Annotated in this window: 9 protein-coding genes; 6 read left to right on the top strand and 3 right to left on the bottom strand. The window is 26.1% G+C overall.

Features of this window, described 5'->3' with window-relative positions:
• Window positions 1-886: 886 nt before the first annotated feature.
• From BM020_RS03110 to BM020_RS03100, 3 genes are all read left to right on the top strand, one after another.
• Window positions 887-4027 carry a transglutaminase-like domain-containing protein gene (locus BM020_RS03110; RefSeq protein WP_074798151.1) on the top strand — a complete coding sequence of 1047 codons (3141 nt, stop codon included), beginning with the start codon at window positions 887-889 and terminating at the stop codon, window positions 4025-4027.
• Between the two features lie 603 nt (window positions 4028-4630).
• Window positions 4631-5467 (top strand): CBS domain-containing protein, encoded by an 837-nt coding sequence (locus BM020_RS03105; RefSeq protein ID WP_067145639.1) that lies wholly within the window; start codon window positions 4631-4633, stop codon window positions 5465-5467.
• 209 nt (window positions 5468-5676) lie between these two features.
• A complete protein-coding gene (locus BM020_RS03100; protein WP_067145640.1) occupies window positions 5677-6183 on the top strand; it encodes a hypothetical protein in 507 nt (168 codons plus the stop codon).
• Window positions 6184-6340: 157 nt separating this feature from the next.
• On the opposite strand, the gene BM020_RS03095 is transcribed toward BM020_RS03100, so the two are convergent.
• The 3 genes from BM020_RS03095 to BM020_RS03085 form a co-directional block, all read right to left on the bottom strand.
• Complete coding sequence (locus BM020_RS03095; RefSeq protein WP_074798149.1) at window positions 6341-7417, bottom strand: ATP-dependent sacrificial sulfur transferase LarE; 1077 nt, start codon at window positions 7415-7417, stop codon at window positions 6341-6343.
• Between the two features lie 49 nt (window positions 7418-7466).
• The gene (locus BM020_RS03090; protein WP_074798147.1) at window positions 7467-8099 is read right to left on the bottom strand and encodes a TfuA-related McrA-glycine thioamidation protein; all 633 of its coding nucleotides are present in this window, start codon (window positions 8097-8099) and stop codon (window positions 7467-7469) included.
• A 192-nt stretch (window positions 8100-8291) separates the two neighbouring features.
• The gene (locus BM020_RS03085; protein ID WP_074798145.1) at window positions 8292-9557 is read right to left on the bottom strand and encodes a YcaO-related McrA-glycine thioamidation protein; all 1266 of its coding nucleotides are present in this window, start codon (window positions 9555-9557) and stop codon (window positions 8292-8294) included.
• A 411-nt stretch (window positions 9558-9968) separates the two neighbouring features.
• Here BM020_RS03085 and BM020_RS03080 point away from each other — a divergent pair, with 411 nt between their 5' ends.
• The 3 genes from BM020_RS03080 (at window position 9969) to BM020_RS03070 (ending at window position 12679) form a co-directional block, all read left to right on the top strand.
• On the top strand, window positions 9969-11012 hold the full coding sequence (locus BM020_RS03080) for a M24 family metallopeptidase (protein ID WP_074798143.1): 1044 nt from the start codon (window positions 9969-9971) through the stop codon (window positions 11010-11012).
• A 333-nt stretch (window positions 11013-11345) separates the two neighbouring features.
• Window positions 11346-12275, top strand: a complete 930-nt coding sequence (locus BM020_RS03075; protein ID WP_074798141.1) for a type II secretion system F family protein — start codon at window positions 11346-11348, stop codon at window positions 12273-12275.
• A 182-nt stretch (window positions 12276-12457) separates the two neighbouring features.
• Window positions 12458-12679 (top strand): class III signal peptide-containing protein, encoded by a 222-nt coding sequence (locus tag BM020_RS03070; protein ID WP_083405361.1) that lies wholly within the window; start codon window positions 12458-12460, stop codon window positions 12677-12679.
• The last annotated feature ends 445 nt before the right edge of the window (window positions 12680-13124 follow it).

Here is a 13124-nt window from a genome sequence, read left to right as displayed (position 1 = left end):
TTTTTTTTTTTTTTTTTTTTTTTTTTAATTGTTTTATAATAGTTTTTTTCATATTTTTTTAATTATTTTATAATAGTTTTTATCCTATTTTTTTATTAATTTTTTAGTAATCATTACTATCTTTTTCAATCATTTTTTTAAAATTTTCAAATATTTCCTTATTTTCTTTTAAATTAGTTATTTTTAATATAATCAATAGATTATCATTGCTTTATTGTTTAAAGAGTGAATTTTCATTTAAAGTAATTCTAATAATGGGGCAATTTTGGATATGCCTTATCATTCTTTTAAAGTTTATCTATCTGGCTTTAAAAAACTTTTGGCTGTGCCTTTTTTTATTAAATTAAGATAATACGAGCATATTTTTATTAAAATACTTTTATTTACTTATATTTAAATAAAATAATTATAATCTAATCTTATTTAATCTAATAGGGGACAATTTAATCTTTTTTATTTTTATCATATTTATTTGGTTTATTTTTGATTTAACTTTGATTTTTTAATTATATGATTAAATTACAGAGTTTAAATTATGTCTTTTTATTTTTACTTAATTTCATTATTTTTTTTATAATTTAAAGCCCTATAAGTTTGTTAAATTTTTAATTTTTAATAAAAAGATTTATATAATATTAAATCTAATTTTTAAACAACATTAAAAAAGAAATATTAAAAGCTTTAAGCAAATTAAGCCCAATTTTTCTTGATTTTTAATGATTAAATTATATTAAAAAGAAATTTGTTTAAAAAGTAGATAATTAATCAAGTTAATTATTTTCTTAAAACCATTATTAATATAATTTTTATTATATTAATTCTTACTTTTTTAATGTATTGAGGTGAAACAATTCTGATAAAAAGCAAGACATTCTTTGCAGTATTAATGGCCTTGTTTATTCTTTCAATAGCAAGTGTTTCTGCAAATAATGTTAGTGATAGCAGTGATAATCAAGATTCAAATATTTTAAATAGTTATGATTCACTAAGTAGTGTTTCTACTTATGATGATGGTGAAAATTCTGATGATTCTATTAGTTCTGCTAGTTCTATTAGTTCTACTGGTTCTGCTAGTTCTATTAGTTCTGCTGGTTCTGCTGGTTCTGCTAGTTCTATTAGTTCTACTGGTTCTACTGGTTCTGATAGTTATATAAGCTCAACAAATTCTGATGTTTCTAATGGTGATGAGAGTTCTATAAATTCAATTAGTCCTACTAATTCTGATAGTAATTCTTACGATATTAGTTCAATAGGTGTAAATAACTCTTCTACAGATGCTTCAAGTTCTTCAGTTAGTGGAGGAAATTCTTCAGCTGGTGTTTTAAGTTCTTCAGTAGTAAATAATTCTTTAAATGATGTAGGAAATTCTACAAGAAGAAATACAAAAAACACTACTGTTATAGAAGCTTCAAGTACTTCTGTTCTAAGAGGTGGTTATTATTATGTCACTTTAAAGGATACAAACTCTAAGAAGTTATTATCTGGAAAATCAATAACTTTTAGATTTAATGGAAGCAAATATACAAAAACTACAAATTCAAATGGAGTCGCTGGTTTATTATTAAATGCAAGTCCTGGAAATTATCTGATTTATTATTCTTATGCTGGTGATTCTAATTACGAGAACTATTCAAATTCTGCAAATATAAAAATTCTAAAAACTCCAACAACATTGGTTAATTCTGGTAGCTCTATTGTTAATGGCAAAGCTTACTATTTAAGATTAAAGGACTCAAGAGGTAATGTCTTATCTGGTAAAACTCTAAGCTTAACTTTTAATGGTAAAAAATATAAGAAAACTACAAATTCTAAAGGTTTGGTTAGCTTAGCTATTAGAGCTACAGTTGCTAAAACTTATAAATTAACTTACTCATTTGCTGGAGATAAAAACTACAGTTCTAGTGCTGGTTCAGCTAGTATTAAAATTAAAAGAGCTACTGCTGTAAGTGGTTCTGGATCTACAATAACTAAAGGAAACAAATATAAAGTTACTTTAAAGAATAGTAAAGGAAAAGTTTTATCTAGAAAAACTATTGTTTTTACAATAAACGGCAAAAATTATACCAAAACTACTAACTCTAAAGGAGTTGCTAGCTTAAAAATTAGTTTAACTCCTAATAAGAAATATAAATTAACTTATAAATATGCTGGAAGTTCTTACTATGGAAAATCTTCTAAAACTGTATCTTTATTTGTTAAAACTCCAACTAAATTTGTAAATTCAGGTAGTTCAATTGCTAAAGGTAAAACATATTATATTAGTTTAAAGGATAGTGATGGTAAAGCTTTAGCAGGAAAAACTGTAAAGCTTAGCTATAGAGGAAAAACTTATAAGAAAACTACAAATTCTAAAGGAACCGTAGGTTTAAAAATCAGTTCTACTATTGGCTATGCATATAAACTTTCTTACAAATATGCAGGAGATAGTAAGTATGGTTCAAGTTCTGGATTTGTAAAGCTAAAAGTAAAGAAGGGTACTAGTTTAACAGGCCCTAGCTCAACTACTATCATTAAAGGAAATAAATATACTGTTAAATTAAAAGATTCCAGTGCTAAAGCTTTATCTGGCAAAACTGTTACTTTTAATTTTAATGGGAAAAAATACACTAAAAAAACTAATTCAAAAGGTAAGGCTAGTTTGACTATAAATGCGGCAGCAGGAAAAACTTATAGTTTTTCTTATAAATATTCAGGTAGTTCCTATTATGCATCTTCCTCATCAGGCACTATTAAGTTATCTGTAAAACTTAAAACTAATATTGCTAACTCTGGAAGTTCCATAATGAATGGAAGCAATTATAAAGTCACATTAAAAGATTCAAGTGGAAATCCTTTAGCTAATAAAAAGCTCAGCCTAAGTTTTAATGGTAAAAATTATAGTCAAACTACAGACTCAAAGGGTGCAGCAAGTTTAAATATTGATGTAAGCACCCCTAAAAAATATATTTTAACTTATAAATTTGGAGGAGATAATGTTTATGCTTCTTCCTCTGGATCTGTTAATTTAAATGTTAAATCAAAAACAGTATTTACTGTTCCACAGATTGTCTCTGCATCTTCAACATTAAAGTCTTATGTTGAAAAAAATGCTAAGGTTTCATCAACAGTTTCTGTTAATGGAATTTCATTAGACTTTGCAAGCTTTACTTATTTAATGAGTCAAGCATTGGTAAATATTAATTCAGGGAAATCTTCTGCTAATATAGTTTTAAAAGATATTAGCTCTAGTTATTCAAATAGTAGCAGTTCTTCTATTAATGGTAATTTAACTAAAGCAAATTATATTAAATTATCTAATAATTTGATATCTTATGTAAATGCTAACTCTAGACTTCCAAATTATATTAATACAAGTTTAGGTTCAGTTTCTCCAAATCTCTATAGTTTTGGCATTTCTAAAGTTTTAGTATTTTATTCATCTAATAAAAGACTAGCTAACAGTTTAAGTTTGGATGCAAGTGATGTTAATGGTGTAGGAAGCAGTTCATCTGGTTATCCTTCAGTAAATAAAAAAGGAAATACTTCACAGTATAAAGCTGGTTTAAATGAGATTGCAAACCTCACTGCTAGTCAATTAAAGGCTTATTTAACATCTTCTGGTAATGATGCTCTTAATTCAGCTATTAAAAACTTAGCAAATAAGTTAGTTTCTGGTAAAACTACAACTTGGGCTAAAGCTGAAGCAATTTATAATTATGTTAGGGATTATATCTCTTATAGTTATTATTCTAACAGTAAAAAAGGAGCATCCGGTACTTTAACTAGCAAATCTGCTAATTGTTGTGATCAAGCTAACTTAGTCGTAGCTCTTTGTAGAGCAGCAAATATACCTGCAAGATTTTCACATGGAAAAGGTTGTACATTTTCTAGTGGTTTAGTAACTGGACATGTATGGGCTCAGATTTATGTTGATGGTGTATGGTATTCTGCTGATGCAACAAGTAGTAGAAATAGTTTAGGAAATATTAAGAATTGGAATGTAAAATCCTTTTCTAATTTAAATCGATATGCTCATTTGCCTTTTTAATGGGTATTTATTGGATTGATATGCTCATTTGCCTTTCTAATGAGCATATTATTATATTAAATAAATAGTATTAAATGAACTTTTTAAATAGTTTATTATTCTTGTGTTTTTGAATAATTGTTTAGAATTGGTTCTTTTTAGAACTGGTTCTTAATTATTCAAATTCTAATTTCTCTTTTTTTTAATTATTTTATTTTTGGATTATTTACTTAAAAACCCTTTTTTTAAACTTTTATTAAATAATTATTTTATTTTTACTCATTTTTTATAATATTATTTACTAATAATTCTTCCTATTTTTCATATAATTATTTGATAAATATATTAACCTTATTTTGATTTTGGAGCAATTTTTTATTAATTATACTATAATTATTTAAATGATAAACGATATATTAACAAATGCATAATAAGAATATTAGTTTTGTTAAATATTTATAACAAAAATAATTAGAGTATGTGGTAGTTAAAGTGAGAAAAATAATTAGGAATAATTATATTTTTAAAAAATAAATTGATTCTCAAATTTAATAACAATAATTATAAAATTACCAGATACTATTTAAAACTTAATCTTATTTAAAAATTAATAGGGTGTTAGTGATGAAAGTAAAAGATATAGTCTCTACAGATGTTATTCATGTTACTGTTCCAGGAAGTCGTGAAGATGCTTTAAGAATCATGAAAAAAGAAGATGTATCTGTAGTGCCTGTTATTAAAAATGATACTAATAAATTAGTTGGAATATTAACTCGTTCTGATATGATTACCAATCCTGATGAAGAACAAATTGCTATGTTAATGACTAGAGATTTAATTACAGCAAAGATGGATGATGAATTAAAATCTGTTGCAGAAAAAATGGTAGAAAACAATATTAGAAGAATACCTGTTGTAAATGATGAAGGGGAATTGGTAGGTATTGTAACTTCTTTCGATATTGTTGCTTTAGCTATTGCAGATATGGGTATTAAAGAGCCTGTTGAAAACTATATGACTAAAAACATTCCTGCAACTTGGGATGAAACTCCATTAAATGTTGCATTTGAAGTAATGAAATTCTTTGGCTTAAAATCAGTAATCGGATTAAGCTCCAACAATAGAATGACTGGTATTTTAACGGAAACTGACTTTATTTCTGAAAGTGAAATTATATCTAAGAGAACTGAACACAGCTCTTCTGTAGGTACTGAAGGAGACAAATGGTCTTGGGATAGTACATCTGTTTTATACATTGAGAAAAACCATCTTAAATTTACAGATAAAGTATTTAAAGACGTTGCAGTTAAGGATGTTGTAACTGCAAACACTAAAACCAAAGTCTCTGTATGTGCTGAAAAGATGAGGTCTCTTGATGTAGAACAATTACCTGTTTTAGGAATTGAAGGAGATCTTGTCGGCCTCATAAGGGCAAGTGATTTAATTAAAACTTTACTTTAAGTTTTGATTAAGTCTTTTTCTTTTTATTTTATTTTCAATTTTCCCCTCTTTTTATATTTCTTTTTCTATTTGTATCACATATTTGTTTCATAATTTACAAACTTTCTAAATGTTTATATAGCTTTTTATAAATAAGTTATTATTAAATTTTATAATCATAATTTTAAGTGATTATTTTTTATTCTTAAATTTTAAGATAATGTGATAAAATGTCACCTGAACCTATTTTAGTAATAAAAGATAATGATTCTACAATTGGAATAAGAGTAAGAATTGGAGAAGAGTTTTCAGAACATGAAATTCAATTAAATGTTATGCTTGCTTACTATTGGGATAATGACCTGCCAGTTATTGAAAACCTAGTGGATCTTTTTGAATCTGCAGTAAAAAGAACAATTAATGAAGTCCTTCCACATGAAAATCTTTTATTAAAATACAATCTTATAACTGATGATGAGATAAAGAAAGCAAGTAGATTTGAAATTCATTTATTAGAAGTAAAAGCAGATGATCAAATTTTAAGATTAGATGGCAAAATACTTGCTTTAAAGGGTCTCACCTCAAAGGAAGACTATTCTAAAGGAAAAATTGAAAAAGAAGAAGATCTGATTTTAAGTAATTCAAAAGTAGTTAAATTAGTTGAAAAAAATATTCCAACTGAAAAGAAAGTATCATTTAAAGAATTTGCTAAACAACAAAGATTAAAGAATAGTTAATATATGGGCTTTCTGGATAGCTAGGATTAGAGAATAGTTAATATATGGGCTTGCTGGATAGCTAGGATTAGAGAATAGTTAATATATGGGCTTGCTGGATAGCTAGGATTAAGGGCAATTAATACGATTATACTTAAAAAATAAAATCTTAAGTTATTTAAACTATTCGTCTGATAAAGGGTAAAATTTTAATTAAAACTTCTTTTGCTTCTTTTTTATTTTTAATATTTTCAATAGTTATTTTTCCATCTCTAAATATTTTAGAGTCTTTGCCATTTGCTTCTAATTTTATATAACCTATATCTTCAAATGTTTCTATATTTTTAATAGATTCATTTTCCTCTTCTATTTCTTTCTGAATTATTTCAGATGTTTCTGAAATATTTATTTCAAAGGGTAATTTCTTTCTTAATCTAAAGCTGTTAGTGCCTATTTCAAGTTCAAAGTCTTTAACAAGGTCTTCTTCACTATTATTGGTCTCAAGGTTTAGTAGAACCTTATCATATTGGGCTAATTTAAGTTCATTAATAACTGATTCTATGGTTTCACTATCTAAAATACCTTTTAAATCATTTAATTCAATAGTCGCTATATTATTTTCTTCTCTAAGCTTAACTGAATCTGAATTAGTTTTTCCTTTAATGAATTCTTCACAATGATTTATTCTGTTAATTTTTCCAATAGTTACTTTTTCATTTGTTTTAACCCTTGTTGCAAGACAAGTTGTTGATTTGGAATAGGGAATTTTATTCTCATTGAGGAATTTGTGGATTTCATAAGTTTCAAGTTCAGCTTCTATAAATGGGCTTTCAATTTCATATTCATATTTCATTAATATTCCTGGTCTGTCATTGATAAGGTCTGTTATATTGTTTCCATCTATGATTATTTTATAATCTTTATCATATGCTCTTTGTTTAATGGCACTATACATTAATTTTCTACATACTAAACATCTTTTTGGGGTATTATTTGCTAAATCATCTATCTCAAGGAAATTATTTTCTATAATTTCATGCTTTATTCCAAGTTCAGAGGCTCTTTTTTTGCAAAACTCTAAAAAACCACTTGGAAAGATCTGATTGTCATAGCTTATAGCAAGTAGGTCACAGTCAACTTCTCTTGCAAGGTATGCAAGTAATGTACTATCTGCACCACCTGAGAAGGCTAAAGCTAGTTTACTATAGTTTTTTAGAATTTCTTTAACTTTTTCTATTTTTTGATCAGCATTCATATTATTCCTCTGAAGGTGAAAACAGTAAGTTATTCATTAAGCATAATCATTATTCTAGGTTTTTGATATAGTCTAAAACTTCGATGGCATCTAAATATTTAATGTCTTTTTCTTTTAGTAGAAACTCGATAAGCTTGGTTTTCTTTTCATCTTCCATTTCTACTTTGGAAAAGATGTTTTGATATGAGCGCTTAGGATAATAAATGTCTTTGGCGATATTGTGAATATTGTCTTTTTCTTCTTCTGTAATTATTTCTTTATCAGCTGCTAAATTTAGTTTGTAGTCAATATTTACAAGGGCTTCAGATAAAGCTATGTTTCTTTCAGGGTCAAAACTAATTGCCACGTCATCATCTGATGTTATAGCACCAGATTTGTACTGTCTGTAAACGTATCCAATGCCAACCATACCTAAATCATCTAATTCAGAAGCCCTAAGTGCTCCCATGCTACTTCCACCTACAACAGTTATTCCTTTATCTAATGCTTTCATGATTTCTTTATGTGCAACTGCAGGTGAGTGGTGGAAAACACCATCGATTATTCCTATAATGTCTGGCTTTTCAGCTATTGCTTTTAAGATGTCTCCTCTTTTAACTGGAGGTTTAAAATCAGCATCCAGTATGCTTTTAGCTTCATCTTCTAAAATAGACAATCCTAAATAAACTATAATTTTCGGCATTTTAAAATCTCTTTATGAAATTAATAATTAATATTAAGTAAAATTAATTTATTCAACAATAAACTTAAATTAATCTTTTAATAATAAAATTTAAATTAATCCTCTAATAGCAAATTTAAATTAATCTTTTAATAATAAAATTTAAATTAATCCTCTAATAACAAATTTAAATTAATCTTTTAATAATAAAATTTAAATTAATCCTCTACGTGCTTTTCTATCGTATTCTAAAGCTCTATTACCTATTCTTTCTTCATCTAATGAATATAATTCGGTTTTTGGAATGACTACTCTTACAACACTGATTCCGATTTCATCTCTTCTGAGGTCTGTGTATAAAACTTGATCAAATCCAGCTTTTTGAACTTCTTCTATACTTGTTTCAATATCTTTTTTAATTGAATTAGAACTTTTATCTTCAATATCTCCAAGGTCGATTCTTTCTTCTTCTTTGCTGAAATAATGCTTATTCATTTTTTTCATATGTTCATAACCTGCTTTTCTCATGAAATCTGCTCTAATTGTGTCTTCACGTGTTCCATGAATTTGTGTTGCTCTACTTTGAGCAACTTCGGTTAATGCTCTAACAGCTGCTACTTCAGGATTTAAATGGGTTCCAACACCTAAAGTTAAAAGTGCAGGATCTTTTAGTAATGTATCATCAGCACTTGCAGCTATTGTTGTGATTTTTAAGTCAGCTGTTAAATCCATAAGCTTAATATTAATTCCTTCCTTGTGGAACTTATCTAAAAGTTCATTAATTATATCATTTTCAATTGTGTCCTGGCTTATTTCTTTTTTATTTCTTTTGGTTAATTCGAAAATACTCCATGCATCTCTTTCAACAACTTCAAAAATACCATGTAGAACAGATTCTTCGATAATGTTTCCAGATGCTAAACCATTTGTATTTCCTTTAAAAATAGCTATTGGACTTGGCCGGACTTCTCTTGTTGGAATATATGGGTGGAAAACGGCATTTGCTGGAAGATAAATATCTTTTTCACTTATTATATCTTCTGCTTCAATCCATTCAAGTCTAGAATTTTCTACATTATCAGTAGTGAAGTTCTTTGGCAATATCAAGTCTCTTGGGTTTAGTGCATTTTCCACACTTGATTGGCCCCTTTGGATATTATTGTATGTATCTACAATGGTTCTCTCACCGTCACTATCTTGTCTTTCAGCAGAATATCTTTCAAATCCTTCCATCATTGCTGATGCTTTTGCTTGCTCTTTTGTTGCACCTTTACCTGCATAAACGCTTACACTGCCTTCTTGTGCAGTTGGACGAATAGCTGAAAAGACTGGGATTTTAATCCTATCAAGGTCAGTGATTTCAGTTAATCTGGTTATTCCTGCAGCTTTTAGCTTTTTCTCATTTATTTCAATTGTTTCTTTAGGATCCCGTACTCTATGGGTTCCTTTAAAGAATTTTATTGGAATATCTTCAAACATATTTTTTATCCTTAGCTATTTTTAAATAATTTTCTGTTATTTATTGTTTTTTTAATATTTATAATATGTTTTTGATTGTTTATAATTATTATTAATTTTTAATTATTTTATAGCTTAATTATTTAAATAACAATTATTATAGTTTAATTATTTTTTAGTTTATTATTTAAGTAATAATCATTATAGTTTAATTATTTTTTAGTTTATTATTTAAATAACAATTATCATAGTTTAATTATTTTTTAGTTTATTATTTAAATAATAAGTATCATAGTTTAATTATTTTATAGTTTAATTATTTAAATAATAAAAATTAATATTTATTATAAAAAGGACATAATGAAAATTATATCAAGTTATGAATAAAATTTTAATATGATTATAATTTTTAATAAAAACCGAGGCTTTCAAATGCAAATAAAAGAAAACAACATTCATGATTTCCACATTAATAATATTTTAAAGAAATTAGACCAAAAAGACCTAGATGCTATCTTAGTAGCTAATTTTAATAATATTTATTACTTATCAGGATATTTGTCAACAAGTTTTGCATTTTTAGTATTAAAAGAAAATCCAATAATCTTTGTATCTGAAATGGATTTGGAAAATGCAAGAAACAATTCTTCCATTGATATTGTAAAATATGAATCCTTTGAAAAAATGGTTGAATATTTTAAAGAAGAAAAGATAAGAAATTTAGCTATTGAATCAGATTTGACTGCTAATGTTTATGATAAGTTTAAAGATTTCAATCTCACCATATCTGATGTTATTTCTACTGAAAGAATGATTAAATCTGATGGTGAGATTAAAAAAATTATGAAAGCTAGTGATATAGCACATAAATCTTTAATTGAATTGGATGTAAGAGCCAAACAAGAAAAAGCTGCTCTTGAATGGGAATGTGCTTATGAATTAGCTTATCTAATGAGAAAAAATGGGGCAAGTGCCGAATCATTTGAAACTATTTTTGCATCAGGCTTAGTATCTAGCTTACCTCATTCAACTCCAAGACATCATATATTGGATACTCCAGTTCTAGTAGATTATGGATGCAAATTTGAAGGTTATTGTTCAGATACTACTAGGACTTTTATTTATACAGAAAAACAGGAAGAGATTTCAAGCATTGTTCTTGAAGCTCATGATAAAGCAATTGATGCTATTAAGGCAGGGGCTAAAGCTTGTGAAGTAGATAAAGTAGCAAGAGACATCATAACAGAATATGGCTATGGCGATAATTTTATTCACAGTACAGGTCATAGTTTAGGTTTGGATATTCATGAAAATCCTTCTATTTCCCTAAAAGATAAGACTGTTTTAGAAAATAATATGGTTCTTACTGTAGAACCTGGAATTTATCTTGAAGGTGAGTTTGGAATAAGAATAGAAGATATGGTTTTAGTTGATAAGAAAGCTAAATTAATTGGTAATTTACCTCAGATTTTATAATTTGTAGTTTTTTTACCTTAAACTGTTATTTTTTTTAATTTTCTTATTTCTATAATTTTTTATTTTATTATTTTTTTATTTTTTTATTAGCTTTTTTCTTATTTCTATAATTTTTTATTTTATTATTTTTTTATTGGTTTATTTAATTTTTTAATCTTATTTTAATATTTCAACTAAATTTTAAATTTTTATCTAGTTTTAATTTTATTAAATTACTTTAATTTTATTAAATCATTATAATTTCACTTATTTATTATAATATTATGATAAAATCATCTTTTTAAGTATAAAAATAAGTTAAATTTATTAATAACTTATACAATACTATCAACAATGTTTATTGAAGATTTAATTATTAAATTATCAATTATATTTGAAAATAAATTAAATGATTCTATTTTATTGAACTTTCAAGAATATTTACTTAAAGCTGGAATATTCACATTAGCTTCCCAAATTATGGCGATTATGTTAATTATCTATTTGCTATTTATTGTTGCATTATCACTTATTTCAATAATATTTTCATTTAATATGGCATTTGCTCTGATTTTAGCTATTTCTATTCCAACAATAACTTTTGTTCTATTATTATTTATGAAAATAGAAAAAAGGGCAGGGGAAATAGAAAGATCTATTCCTGACTTTTTAAGGCAATTATCTTCTATGCTAAGAGTGGGTTTAAGTTTGGAAAATGCTTTAGTTGACTTGTCGAATCATGGAAAAGGGCCATTGTATGAAGAGTTAAGAAGAGTTGCTATAGAAATTAGAATGGGGAAATCTTTTGATGAATCTTTCAATAATATGGCAATTAGGTTAAATTCAAAAGACCTTGGACGTAGTTTTAAAATAATATTAAATGCCCATAAAAGTGGAAGTTCTTTATCTGATATTATTCTTGATCTAAGTGATGATTTAAGGGCTATGCTGATTTTAAAAAGAGAGCGTAAAGCATCTGTTATGATGTCAATAATGTTTCTTATTCTTGCATCTATAGTTGCAGCACCTTTTGCCTTGGGAATGATTGGAGTTTATTCATCTTTTATGATTGAATTAGGTAAAGGAAGCGCTATTTGTGAAGTTGCACCACTTGCAGCAGAGATCTATTTAATCATTCATTCCATTTGTGCAGGCTTTTTAATTGCATTAATAATGTATGGAGATTTAAAAAAAGGGATTCGTTATTCTATTCCAATAACTGTTTCTGCTTTTTTAGTTTTTTATTTGATTAATAGTTTTGGGATTAGCTTTTTTGGTTTTTAGTTTTTTATTTGGTTAATAGTTTTGGGGTTAGCTTTTTTGGTTTTTAGTTTTTTATTTGGTTAATAGTTTTGGGGTTAGTTTTTTATTTGGTTAATAGTTTTGGGGTTAGTTTTTTATTTGGTTAATAGTTTTGGGGTTAGCTTTTTTGGTTTTTAAATTTAATTCTTAGTGGTGGTGATTTGATGAATAGAATAAATTTTAATTTTTTAAATAGTTTTATTGAAGATGATAAAGCACAAGGCTCTGTTGAATTGATATTAATTATTGGTGGGATTATAGTAATTATTCTTCTAGTAGTTTCAATGTATAAATCATATTTACTTGATTTAGCTGGTGAAATAGATTCTAATGAAATAAAAACTTTAAATAATTCATTTAATGATATTGCTTCTAAATTCGGATAATTTCTTTATTTTTTTATTAGTGTTTTTAGATATTATTTCATTTTACTAAATTATGGGATTTGTTTAAATCTTATTTTATTATTTTTTTATTGGCTTATTGATGTATGCATTGATTGTAATGTTGGTGTTTTTCTGGCTTTTTCTAAATAATGGTATAATATGCTCGTAAATCTGGAAATAATTCTAAAAGTAATGATATTCATGTATTTTTTTTATATAAGGTTTTACCTAAAAAAATAAAGCTTATTTGAATTATGAAATCTATCTTTTTTAAAGTATTCTGCAAAAATCAGGAACTTTAGATTAACTGTAAAAATGAATTTAAGCTAATTTAAAAATATTTTATAAAGATAAGCAATGGCTTTAAAGTGAATAGGATTTAAATAAAGCCATTTATTATTATTTAAAAAAATAGGTGTTTAATTTTAAAACTTTTAAAAAAAAG

Source organism: Methanobrevibacter olleyae (assembly GCF_900114585.1).
Taxonomy (GTDB): domain Archaea; phylum Methanobacteriota; class Methanobacteria; order Methanobacteriales; family Methanobacteriaceae; genus Methanobrevibacter; species Methanobrevibacter olleyae.
This window is presented reverse-complemented; position numbering and strand designations above follow the sequence as displayed.